Source organism: Paracoccus sp. Arc7-R13, assembly GCF_004010775.1.
Taxonomy (GTDB): Bacteria; Pseudomonadota; Alphaproteobacteria; order Rhodobacterales; family Rhodobacteraceae; genus Paracoccus; species Paracoccus marcusii.
Genome location: NZ_CP034810.1, coordinates 2045230 through 2056908 on the forward strand (window position 1 = coordinate 2045230; position 11679 = coordinate 2056908).

10 protein-coding genes are annotated in these 11679 nt (G+C 66.3%); 6 read left to right on the forward strand and 4 right to left on the reverse strand.

Features of this window, described 5'->3' with window-relative positions; all coding sequences use genetic code 11:
* Position 1: 1 nt before the first annotated feature.
* A complete protein-coding gene (metK, locus tag EOJ32_RS10175) occupies positions 2–1180 on the forward strand; it encodes a methionine adenosyltransferase (protein ID WP_127898485.1) in 1179 nt (392 codons plus the stop codon).
* A gap of 38 nt (positions 1181–1218) precedes the next feature.
* Here metK and EOJ32_RS10180 read toward each other — a convergent pair whose 3' ends face one another.
* Entirely contained in the window at positions 1219–1677 is a 459-nt protein-coding gene (locus EOJ32_RS10180) for a type II toxin-antitoxin system RatA family toxin (protein WP_127898486.1), read from the reverse strand.
* Between the two features lie 71 nt (positions 1678–1748).
* Between EOJ32_RS10180 and EOJ32_RS10185 the strand changes: the two genes are divergently transcribed.
* The gene (locus tag EOJ32_RS10185; RefSeq protein ID WP_127898487.1) at positions 1749–1928 is read left to right on the forward strand and encodes a hypothetical protein; all 180 of its coding nucleotides are present in this window, start codon (positions 1749–1751) and stop codon (positions 1926–1928) included.
* A gap of 137 nt (positions 1929–2065) precedes the next feature.
* On the opposite strand, the gene EOJ32_RS10190 is transcribed toward EOJ32_RS10185, so the two are convergent.
* Positions 2066–2902, reverse strand: a complete 837-nt coding sequence (locus EOJ32_RS10190) for a neutral zinc metallopeptidase (protein ID WP_127898488.1) — start codon at positions 2900–2902, stop codon at positions 2066–2068.
* A gap of 147 nt (positions 2903–3049) precedes the next feature.
* Between EOJ32_RS10190 and EOJ32_RS10195 the strand changes: the two genes are divergently transcribed.
* From EOJ32_RS10195 to EOJ32_RS10210, 4 genes are all read left to right on the forward strand, one after another.
* Complete coding sequence (locus EOJ32_RS10195; RefSeq protein ID WP_045980733.1) at positions 3050–3628, forward strand: YqaA family protein; 579 nt, start codon at positions 3050–3052, stop codon at positions 3626–3628.
* A complete protein-coding gene (locus EOJ32_RS10200; RefSeq protein WP_045980734.1) occupies positions 3625–4092 on the forward strand; it encodes a disulfide bond formation protein B in 468 nt (155 codons plus the stop codon). The genes EOJ32_RS10195 and EOJ32_RS10200 overlap by 4 nt, the downstream gene beginning before the upstream one ends.
* 103 nt (positions 4093–4195) lie before the next feature.
* On the forward strand, positions 4196–6973 hold the full coding sequence (gene gyrA / locus EOJ32_RS10205) for a DNA gyrase subunit A (protein WP_371705397.1): 2778 nt from the start codon (positions 4196–4198) through the stop codon (positions 6971–6973).
* 59 nt (positions 6974–7032) lie between these two features.
* The gene (locus EOJ32_RS10210) at positions 7033–8121 is read left to right on the forward strand and encodes an AI-2E family transporter (protein WP_240542403.1); all 1089 of its coding nucleotides are present in this window, start codon (positions 7033–7035) and stop codon (positions 8119–8121) included.
* A 42-nt stretch (positions 8122–8163) separates the two neighbouring features.
* Here EOJ32_RS10210 and EOJ32_RS10215 read toward each other — a convergent pair whose 3' ends face one another.
* A complete protein-coding gene (locus EOJ32_RS10215) occupies positions 8164–10626 on the reverse strand; it encodes a DUF3772 domain-containing protein (protein ID WP_127898489.1) in 2463 nt (820 codons plus the stop codon).
* 8 nt (positions 10627–10634) lie between these two features.
* Entirely contained in the window at positions 10635–11666 is a 1032-nt protein-coding gene (locus EOJ32_RS10220) for a cysteine synthase A (RefSeq protein WP_127898490.1), read from the reverse strand.
* Positions 11667–11679 lie beyond the last annotated feature (13 nt).

Genomic DNA, 11679 nt, shown 5'->3' on the forward strand with positions numbered 1-11679 from the left:
CATGACAGAATATTCGACCTTCACCTCGGAATCCGTGTCCGAGGGCCATCCCGACAAGATCGCCGACCAGATTTCGGACGCGATCTTGGACGCCATCCTGGCCGAGGACGCGCGCGCCCGCGTTGCGTGCGAGACCATGGTCAAGACCGGCGTCGCCATCATCTCGGGAGAGATCACCACCAGTGCCTGGGTGGATCTGGAATCCATCGTGCGCGGGGTGATCACCGACATCGGCTATAATTCGTCGGATGTGGGGTTTGACGGGGCGACCTGTTCGGTGATCAACATCATCGGCAAGCAGTCCCCCGAGATCAACCAGGGCGTCGACCGCGAGAGCCTTGAGGAGCAGGGCGCAGGCGACCAGGGGCTGATGTTCGGCTATGCCAGCGACGAGACCGACGTGCTGATGCCCGCCGCGATCACCTATGCCCATCGTCTGGTCGAACGCCAGGCGGCGGTGCGGCGCGACGGCACCCTGCCCTGGCTGCGCCCAGATGCCAAATCGCAGCTGACGCTGCGCTATGACGCCGACGGCCGCCCCGAGGGGATCGACGCGGTCGTGCTGTCCACCCAGCACAACCCCGAGATCAGCCTGGCCGACCTGCGCGAGGCGGTGATCGAGGAGATCATCCGCCCGGTCCTGCCTGCGGAATGGCTGTCGGATGCGACCAAGTTCTTCATCAACCCCACCGGCAAGTTCGTCATCGGCGGTCCCGTCGGCGATTGCGGCTTGACCGGGCGCAAGATCATCGTCGACAGCTATGGCGGCATGGCCCGTCATGGCGGTGGTGCGTTCTCGGGCAAGGATCCGTCCAAGGTCGACCGCTCGGCGGCCTATGCCGGCCGTTGGGTTGCCAAGAACATCGTGGCGGCCGGTCTTGCCAAGCGCTGCGAGATCCAGGTCAGCTATGCGATCGGCGTGGCCGAGCCCACCTCGATCAGCCTGAACTGCTTCGGGACCGAAACCGTGCCGGTCGACCGGATCGTCGCGGCTGTGCGCGAGGTGTTCGACCTGCGCCCGTTCGCGATCATCCGCGAACTGGACCTGCTGCATCCGATCTATCGCCCGACGGCCAGCTATGGTCATTTCGGTCGCGAACCCTATGCGTTGAACGGGGCGACCGCGTTCAGCTGGGAACGCACCGACAAGGCGGAAGCGCTGAAAGCGGCGCTGAGCTGAATGACGAAGGCCGCCCTACCGGGCGGCCTTTTTCCTTGTCATCCATACAGCTTGCGGGCTCGATCCTCGAAAGCACGGACGATGCGGGACATCGCCTCGTGGAAGACGACGCCGATCAGGCGTTGCAGGATCGCGTTCTTGAATTCGAAATCGACGAAGAACTCGACCTGACAGCCCCCTTCCGGGCGATCCTTGAAGGACCAGCCGCTGCGCATGTACTTGAACGGGCCGTCCAGATATTCCGTGTCGATCTTCCAGACGCCGCCCTGCTCGGGCCACAGGACGACCCGGCTTCCAAAGCGTTCGCGAAAGACTTTGAAACTGATGACCAGATCGGCGGCGATCTCCTCCGCGCCGTCGGGGCGGGTGGTGCGCGTCCGGATGCGGGCCGCGCTGTTCCAAGGCAGGAACTGGGGATAGCTTTCGATATCGGCCACCAGATCGTACATCTGGCGGGCACTGTAGGGAAGGTTGCGGCTGTCGCGGTGGTTCGGCACGGGCTATCGCTCTTGAGTTTCGTCGCGGCGTCTGTTTCGATTCGGCACCGATTTAACAGGCAGGACGCGCGATGAACATGATATGGCTGCTGCGTGCGGCAAAATGGGCGCGCAACCCTCCCAGTGCCAAGATGGTCAAGCTGGTGATCGCCGTGATCGCGATCGGGCTTGCGCTGCTGGCGCTGGAAAAGCTGGGCTGGTGGCCGGACTGGGCCACGCAGGACCAACGACCGCACCGCCTGCCCCGCTGACGGTCAGTCGCGATCGCGAATGGCGACCGGACGTGGCTTGGGCGCACCCAAGGCCAAGGTGATGGCGAAAGCGGTCAGAAGGCCCGCGAAAGTCAGGATCAGGGTCATCATTTCCTCCGGTCTGTTTGGTGTCGGGATCACAGGGCCCCGGCACCGAACGTGTCACATTGTCTCATGTCGCCCGAGTCGAACCCGCGCATCAGCCATTCCTGACGCTGCGCCGCGCTGCCGTGGGTGAAGCTGTCGGGCATGGGGGTCCGGCCCGCACTGGCCTGGATCACGTCATCGCCGACGGCCTCTGCTGCGCGCATCGCCTCGTCCAGATCGCCAACGTCCAGGGTGCCGAAACGTTCCTGCGCCTGGCGTGCCCAGATGCCGGCATAGCAGTCGGCCTGCAGTTCGGTCGCGACGGACAACTGGTTGGCCTGCGTTTCCGAAAGACCCGGCTGCTGCGCGGCGCCAAGGGTGCCGGTCAGGTTCTGGACGTGATGCCCCACCTCGTGCGCGATGACATAGGCTGCGGCGAAATCTCCCCCCGCGCCCATGCGATCCGCCATCATGTCGAAGAAGTCGGTGTCCAGATAGACGCGCTGATCGCCGGGGCAGTAGAACGGACCCATGGCCGACGACGCACCACCGCAGGCCGATTGCACCACGCCGCTGAACAGGACCAGGGTCGGGTCTTGATAGGCGACGCCAGCCTGCTGCTGCAGCACGGGTTGCCAGACCTCTTCGGTGTCGGCCAGAACCACGCTGACGAATTCGCCCCATTCCTGGTCGCGCTGGCTCAGTTCGGTGGACTGCCCGCCGCCCTGATCCAGGCCCTGGACCAGCGGCGTCACGTCGATCCCGAAGAAATAGCCGACCGCCAGCACCACCAGCGTGCCCGCCACGCCCAATCCGCCGACCCCGGCGCGGCCCATGCCCCGCCGATCCTCGACATTTCCGCTGCCCCGTCGTCCGCGCCACTGCATGCCCTGGTCCCCCTGCTGGCTGTCGCCCCGAACGCCCCGCCCCGCCGGGGGTTCCCGCCAAGCATCACAGCGCCGCGACGGGCGTGCAAGGCGCTTGACGCGACGGCCCTGCGGGGGGATGCACGGGGCACGGACAAAGGGGCGGACATGCTGCGCAGGCTATACGACTGGACCATGGGGCTGGCGTCGCATCGCCACGCGAACGCGTCGCTGTTCACGGTCAGCTTCATCGAAAGTTCGGTCTTTCCGATCCCGCCCGACGTGCTGATGATCCCGATGGTGCTGGCGCAGCGGGCGCGGGCCTGGGCCATTGCCTTCATCGCCACGGCGGGGTCGGTTCTGGGCGCGCTGCTGGGATACGCGATCGGCGCGGTCCTGATGGACAGCGTCGGCATGTGGGTTCTGACCATGTACGGCAAGGAGGCCGCGTTCGACGACCTGGCCGCGCGCTTTGCCGAGTTTGGCGGTTGGGCCGTGCTGGTCGCGGCGCTGACGCCCTTTCCCTTCAAGGTCATCACCATCTTTTCCGGCGCCGTGGGCTTTTCGTTGCCCCTGTTCGTGCTGACCAGCATTATCGGCCGCGCAGGGCGGTTCTATGTCGTGGCCGGGCTGCTGTGGCGGTTCGGGCCGCCGATTCGCGATTTCATCGAACGTCGGCTTGGGCTGATGTTCTCCATCTTCATGGCCTGCCTGATAGGCGGCTTTGCGACGGTGAGGTACCTGTGACGGGCATCAGGCTTTCCCTTCTGGCGGGCGCGGGGTCCGCGCTGCTGCTGATCGCGGCGCTTGGCTTCCAGGCGGCGGGCTATGCCCCGTGCGAGCTGTGCATCCTGCAGCGCTGGCCGCATGTGGCGGCGGCTGGCATCGCGGCGCTGATCTGGCTGACCGGCCGGGTGCGGGCGCTGGCGGTTCTGGGGATGATCGCGGCGGGTGCGGCGATGGGGCTTGCGATCTATCACGTCGGGGTCGAGATGACGTGGTGGGCCGGACCGGCGCATTGTTCGGGCGGCGTGGGCGATCTGTCGCGGATGACCACGCAGGACCTGATGGCCCGCCTGCAATCCGCCCCCGTGGTCCGCTGCGACGAGATCGCGTGGCAGTTCATGGGCGTGTCGATGGCGGGCTGGAACGCGATCCTGTCGGCGGGTCTGGCGGGCCTGTGGGCAGTGGCCGCGCGCAAGGGCGCCTGAGACCCCCGCAAGGCGTGATTTCCTGACCTTGGAGGCGGGGCGCGATTGCCCCCTGCGGCAGGCTCGGCTATACCGAACCCCAACTAGATGTTGAGGAATACCCGTGGCCGACACCCCAGAAGACGATCTGCCCGAAACCCCCGAAGACGGTGCCGCGGGCCGCGTCGTGATGCATCACGACGGCCCCATGATCGACATCAGCGCCGAGATGCGGACCTCGTATCTGGACTATGCCATGTCGGTGATCGTCAGCCGGGCGATCCCCGACCTGCGCGACGGCCTGAAGCCGGTTCACCGCCGCATCCTCTATGCGATGGACGAAAGCGGCAACACCGCCGATAAGCCCTATCGCAAGTCCGCGCGGTCCGTGGGCGACGTGATGGGCAAGTATCACCCTCATGGCGACAGCGCGATCTATGACGCGCTGGTGCGGATGGCGCAGACGTTCTCGATGTCGCTGCCACTGCTGGACGGCCAGGGCAACTTCGGGTCGATGGACGGCGATCCGGCCGCGGCCATGCGCTATACCGAAGTACGGATGGACAAGCCCGCCAACTTCCTGCTGATGGACATCGACAAGGACACCGTCGATTTCCAGGACAACTATGACGGCAAGGACCGCGAGCCGACCGTCCTTCCGGCGCGGTTCCCGAACATGCTGGTCAACGGCGCGGGCGGCATCGCCGTCGGCATGGCGACCAACATCCCGCCGCACAACCTGGGCGAGGTCATCGACGCCACGCTGGAGCTGATCGCCGATCCCGACCTGCCCACCGAGCGCATGCTGGAGATCATCCCGGGCCCCGACTTTCCCACGGGCGCCACGATCCTGGGCCGGTCCGGGGCGCGCAAGGCCTATCTGGAAGGTCGCGGCAGCGTCATGATCCGTGCCAAGACCCATATCGAGGAACCGCGCAAGGACCGCTTTGCCATCGTCATCGACGAGATCCCGTATCAGGTGAACAAATCGACCCTGATCGAGCGGATCGCCGAACTGGCCAAGGAGAAGAAGGTCGAGGGCATCGCCACCGTCCAGGACGAATCCGACCGCCACGGCGTGCGCGTCGTGGTCGAACTGAAGCGTGATGCGACCCCCGACGTGGTGCTGAACCAGCTGTTCCGCTTTACCCAGCTGCAGACGACTTTTGGCTGCAACATGCTGGCGCTGAACGGCGGCAAGCCCGAACAGTTGGCGCTGCGCGACTTCCTGACCTACTTCATCAGCTTCCGCGAGGAGGTCGTCGCCCGCCGCACCGCCTACGAGCTGCGCCGCGCCCGTGAACGCAGCCATGTGCTGTGCGGCCTGGCCGTCGCGGTCAGCAATGTCGACGAGGTCGTGGCCACCATCCGCGGCAGCGCCGATGCCGCCGAGGCCCGCGAGAAGCTGATGGAGCGGCGCTGGCCCGCCCATGACATCGTCGAATACCTGCGCCTGATCGACGATCCGCTGCATCCGGTGAACGAGGACGGGACCTACAACCTGTCGGAGACGCAGGCCCGCGCCATCCTGGAGCTGCGCCTGCAGCGTCTGACCCAGCTGGGCGTCAAGGAGATCACGGACGAGCTGCAGTCGCTGGCCGACAGCATCCGCGACTATCTGGCGATCCTGGCGTCGCGCGAACGGATCATGGCGATCATCGCGGACGAGCTGCGCGAGGTCCGCAATCTGTTCGCCGTTCCGCGCCGCACCGAGATCGTCGACTGGTCCGGCGACATGATGGACGAGGACCTGATCGAGCGCGAGGACATGGTCGTCACCATCACCTCTGGCGGCTACATCAAGCGGACCGCGCTGGCCGAATTCCGCGCGCAGCGGCGCGGTGGCAAGGGTCTGTCCAGCATGGCCACCAAGGAAGACGACGTGGTCACCACGCTGTTCGTGGCCAACACCCATACCGAGCTGCTGTTCTTCACGACCGACGGCATGGTCTATCGGATGAAGACCTGGCGCCTGCCGCTGGCGGGCCGCACCTCCAAGGGCAAGGCGATGGTCAACATCCTGCCCATCGGCGCGGGCGTCAGCATCGCGGCGCTGCTGCCGATGGATGCGCCGGAAACGGAATGGGACAACTATCAGGTGGTCTTTGCCACGGATGACGGCGACGTGCGTCGCAACGCGCTGTCCGATTTCGGCAGCGTGCGCGCGAACGGCAAGATCGCGATGAAGCTGCCCGAGGGCGTCACGCTGGTGAACGTGCGGATGGCGACCGAGCAGGATGACGTGATGCTGGTCACCGCGCAGGGCCGCGCGATCCGCTTTCCGACCACGGCGGTGCGGGTCTTCAAGGGCCGCGATTCTACCGGCGTCCGGGGCATCCGTCTGGCCGAGGGCGACAAGGTCGTCAGCATGTCGGTCATCCGCCATTTCGAGGCGGACCCGTCCGAACGCGTGGCCTATCTGAAGATGCGCCGTGCGGTTGCCGGTGCGTTGGACGACGGCGCCGAAGCGGACGAGGATGACGACACCCCCGAGGGCACCGTCACCCAGGAACGCTACATCGAGATGTCGGCGGCCGAAGATCTGATCCTGACCATCACCGCCAAGGGATCGGGCAAGATCAGCAGCAGCCACGACTATCCGGTCCGTGGCCGTGGGGGGCAGGGCGTGATGGCGATGGACCGCGCCATGCGGGGCGGCCCGCTGGTCGCCAGCTTCCCGGTCGAAAGCTTTGATCAGATCATGCTGGCGACATCGACTGGACAGTCGATCCGGGTCCCGGTGCAGGGCATCAGCTTCCGCTCGCGCAGCGCGGGCGGGGTGCGGGTCTTCAACACAGCCGCCGGAGAGGTCGTCGTCTCGGTCGCGCGGATTGCCGAACAGGGCGACGCGGTCGACCTGGACGAGGGCGATCCCGGCCAGACCGCGCCCGCGCAGGACTGACATCATCGACCCGACCCCGGCCGCCGGGGTCGGGTTTTTCCGATCCGCAGGGGCGTCATTTGGACCATTCGAACGAGACCGTGCTGAGAGAGCGCCTGCAGACGGGGTTTCTGGGGCTGATCGCATTCTCGCTGCTGATGTTCATGCTGGTACAGGCCAAGTTCATCCTGATCTCTCTGGCGATCGCGATCATCCTGTTCTCGCTGACGTCGGATGCGATTCATGCCATCTCGACCCGGCTTCGGGTGCCGAACTGGTTGGCGACCACGCTGGCGCTGATCGGGATCGCGCTTGGGCTGCTGTGGGTGTCGACCACCATCGTCGCGCAGGTGAACGAGGTGGTGTTCCTGGCGATCAGCTATGCCGAACGGGCGCAGGCCGCCCTGCCCGCCCTGACCGAGCGTCTTGGCCCCGAGGCACAGGAACGCATCATCACGGCGCTGACCAACTTCAACATCACCGGCTGGATCCGGTCGTTGGCGGGACAGGCCTCCGGGCTGCTGTCGGGCAGCGTGCTGGTGATCCTGTTCGTCGGATTCATGTTCGCCGAACAGGTGTGGTTCCCGCTGAAGATCGAGCGTCTGGCCAATGACGCCGACCACGCGCGCCAGATCCGCCGCATCATCGCGTCGATCATGCACCGCGTGAACCGCTATCTGGTGGTCAAGACCGGGGTCAGCGCGGTCACGGCCTCGATCGTCTGGCTGATCTTCTGGACGATGGGGCTGGAGCTGGCTACCGCAGTGGCCCTTCTGACCTTCGTCCTGAACTTCATCCCGTCGGTCGGGTCGATCATCGCGACGCTGATCGCGGTCCTTCTGGCCTTCGTGCTGACCGGCGATCCGACGGCCACGGTGATCGTGGGCGTGCTGTGCGCGGTCACGCAGTTCCTGATCGGGAACATCATCGATCCGATGCTGCTGGGCCAGACGCTGCGGCTGTCCAGTTTCGGCATCATTCTGTCGCTTGCCTTCTGGGGGGCGATCTGGGGGGTGCCGGGGATGTTCCTGGCGGTTCCGATCATGGTCGCGCTGATGATCATCTGCGCCCATATCCCCTGGCTGCGGGGCGTTGCCGTGATGCTGTCGCGCGAAGGGTTGCCCGACGACGGTGACAACGACGTCCAATCCGACCGGATTGTGGCCTGATCCGGGGCATGCGGCGCCTAGCCCCATGCCCCGGAGGGTTGATCAGCGGCTGTCACCGTCGTCCGGCAGGCCCGGCGCCTCATCGGCGTCATCGCGGGTCAGTTCGGGGCTGACGGTCGTGGGTGCCGTCAGGGCACCAGGCTGCGCGCTCCGCGACGCGGGCCCGTGCGACTGACCGGGCAGCGCCTCGGGGTTGCGCAACCAGATGTCGCGTTGGGCGAAGGGGATCTCGATTCCCTCTGCGCCAAAGCGCTGGACGATGGAGTGCAGCAGGTCCGACGTCACGCCCAGCCCCGTGCCGACATCCGCCAGGATCGCCCGGATCTCGAAGTTCAGGGCATCTGCCCCAAGGCCCCGGAACAGGATCGCCGGTGCCGGGTCGATGGAAACCAACGGGTGATCCTCGACGATCTCGCGCAGGACATTCTCGACCTTCTTCGTGTCGCTGCCGTACGCAACGCCGACGGGGATGATGATCCGGCCGACCTTGTTGTGACGCGTCCAGTTGGTCACCGGCTGGCTGATCAGGTCGCTGTTCGGGACGATCACCTCGGTCTTGTCGAAGGTCTCGACCAGCGTGGCGCGGACCGAGATCTTCTTGACGATGCCCTGCTGGCCGCCAGCGCTGATCCAGTCGCCGACGCTGACCGGACGCTCGATCAGCAGGATGATCCCGCTGACGAAGTTAGACACGATGTTCTGCAGGCCGAAACCGATACCGACCGACAGCGCACCCGCGACGATCGCAAAGGACGACATGTCGATCCCGGCCGAGGTGATGGCCAACAGCGCCGCTAGGAAGATCCCGACATAGCCCAGACCCGACACCACGGCATTCTGTCCGCCCGCATCCAGCCGCGTCTTGGGCAGGATCGAGGTGCGCAGCATCCCCTGTACCCCGCGCGTCAGCGCATAGCCGATGGCGAAGATGATCAGGAAGGTCAGGATCGCGCCCGGCGACAGGTTCACCCCGCCCAGGCTGATGCCTTGGCGGAACCGGACCCAGTATTCGGCAAGCTCGGCGCCGGACGACCCCCAGATGATCAGAAAGATCGGGATCGACGCCAGGACCAGGCCGAACCCGGTCAGCAGCGGGGCCAGCCCCTCGCGTGCGCCTTCGGCCCCGCGCTGCATCATGTTGAACAGGTCGGCGGTGAAGTCCTGCAGCAGGATCAGCAGCCCCACCAGCGCCAGCGAGAACAGCCACGGCCAGACCAGAAGGTTGCCCAGGTTGACGAAACCGGCCGCTGTCAGCAGCACTGCGATCGGCGCGATGATGCGCGTCAGACGCCCCGCCCAGGCCGCGATCCAGTGGCGATAGGACAGGTCCTGCGTCACGGCATCGCGCGTCAGCCGCCGCAGGATGTTGCCAAGCCGGAACATCGCCAGCGCGGCCAGCACGATCAGCACCAGGTGCCAGACGCCGGCCGAGGCCTCTCCGAACTGGACGGGGACGCGGCCGACCTGCGCCTCGCCCTGTTCATATAGGCCCGACAGCGGCAGCATGGCGCGTGACAGGATGTGGTGGATGGCCATCAGCAGGGCCAGCGTCTGGACCATGCGACCTGCTGAGACGCGAGCCTCCTCGGTCATCTGCAGCGAGGTATAGGCGATGGCGGTGCGCGGGAACAGCGCACGGGCCATCCAGATCCCGCCGAACAGGATCACCGCTGCCACCGGCAGGGCATTCAGGAACGGCGTCGTCCAGGGTCCGGGCAGACCGGTGGCCTGGATGGCGCTGATGCCCAGATAGACACCTGCCATCGGCACGGCGATCTGGCCCAGGGACACGACGAAGGCCAGCACGGCCTTGGAATATTCGGACGCCCGGCTGGACAGGCGGGTGGGCAGCGCCACGATCCATGCCCGGCCATAGGTCAGGATCAGCAGCGCCGCGATCAGGTAGCCCGCCACATAGGGCAGCCGGGGACGCAGGTCGGCCCAGATTTCGGGCGTCGCGTTCTGGCCCGACACCTCTCCTCCGACACCCTCCAGCAGCGCAAGGCCGTCCGTCGCCGCCGCGGCCCACGATGCGGGCAGCACCGGAGACGGCGTCTGCTTGGCCAGTTCCAGCGCCTGACGTTGCCGCACGATCTCGTCGATCTGGCCGATGATGGAGTTGGCGCGGCTGGTGGCCTCGGTCGCGGCGATGCGGGGGGCCTGGGCGGTGGACAGCTGCTGGTTCAGCTCGGTCCGCCGGTTGGCGACCTCCTCGTCCTCGGTCGCACCTTCTGCGGGCGCGGGGCCAAGGGCCTCGATCTGGTTGCGCAGGGTGGCGATGCGGTCGCCGTTGGCGTTCTGACCCTCCTGCAGCCGATCCCGCCAGTCGACGATCCGCGCCCGCGTGCGGGCCAGCTCCTCGTTGGTGGCCTGGGGGTTCGCGGTCAGCGACTCGGCGCGTTCGGCGACCTGGTTCCAGGTGTCATAGTTTACGGATTGGGCGATGGCGGGCGCGGCTGTCAGGGCCAGCAGCGCCACCAGGAACGTTGCAATCAGATGTCGCATGAAACCTTTCAGTCTTCGTATACCTGCGGCAGATCCGGCGCCGGACGGGTCAGCCATTCCGGTACGGGAAGGCCCTTGGCGCGCAGAAAGTCGGGGTTGAACAGCTTTGTCTGATAGCGGGTTCCGTAATCGCACAGGATGGTGACGATCGTATGGCCTGGCCCCATCTCGCGCGCCATGCGGATGGCGCCCGCGATGTTGATGCCGGACGATCCGCCCAGGCACAGCCCCTCGTCCTTCAGCAGGTCGAAGACGATGGGCAGCGCTTCCTCGTCGGGGATGCGCCAGCTGTAATCGGGGGTGAACCCCTCCAGGTTGGCCGTGATGCGGCCCTGGCCGATGCCTTCGGTGATCGAACTGCCGGGGCTGTCGAACTCTCCGGTGGTGTAGAACGAATGCAGGGCCGCGCCTTCGGGATCGGCAAGGCCGATCTTGACGCCCTTGGGCTGCAGCGCGTCGGCCACGCCCGCCAGCGTGCCGCCGGAGCCCACCGCGCAGATGAACCCGTCGACCTTGCCGTCGGTCTGCTTCCAGATCTCGGGTCCGGTCGTCTCGACATGGGCCTGGCGGTTGGCCACGTTGTCGAACTGGTTGGCCCAGATGGCCCCGTTCGGCTCGGTGCGCGCCAGCGCCTCGGCCAGACGGCCGGAATATCGGACATAGTTGTTGGGGTTCTTGTAGGGGGCGGCCGGAACCTCGACCAGGGTCGCGCCGGCCAGCCGCAGCATGTCCTTCTTTTCCTGGCTTTGGGTCTCGGGGATGACGATCACCGACTTGAACCCCATCGATGCGCCGACCAGGGCCAGGCCGATGCCGGTATTGCCTGCCGTCCCCTCGACGATGGTGCCGCCGGGGCGCAGCGCGCCGCGCGCGACCGCATCCTTGATGATGTACAGCGCCGCGCGGTCCTTGACCGACTGGCCGGGGTTCATGAATTCGGCCTTGCCGAGGATCTCGCAGCCGGTCTCCTCGCTGGCGCGGTTCAGGCGGATCAACGGGGTGTTGCCGATCGCGTCGGCCAGATCAGAATAGATTCGCATGGCGATCGACCCT